Consider the following 223-nt stretch of genomic DNA (forward strand, 5'->3'; position numbering starts at 1 on the left):
CCGAACGGGTGCAAAAACTGGCCTGGGTTTTATCCAGCACCATGTCTTTAGCCGGTGTTTTCAGGTCAACACGCTGGACGCCGGGGGCATGCAGGGCGGCAAAGATGGCACTGCGTACGATATCGCGGCCAATCCGGTGCTGTTCCGCCGTGTAGCGGGCCAGCCGTGCCTGCACATCCTGCAATATCGGCTCATACTCCGGTGTGGGGTAGAGGTACAGCAC

The 223-nt window shown here is 60.1% G+C and carries 1 pseudogene; it reads right to left on the bottom strand.

The window, feature by feature from the left end:
- A pseudogene (locus NXS07_RS21515) lies at nucleotides 1-223 on the bottom strand (baseplate assembly protein); the annotation flags it as partial.

The organism is Xenorhabdus bovienii, from assembly GCF_024721015.1.
Taxonomy (GTDB): Bacteria; Pseudomonadota; Gammaproteobacteria; order Enterobacterales; family Enterobacteriaceae; genus Xenorhabdus; species Xenorhabdus bovienii.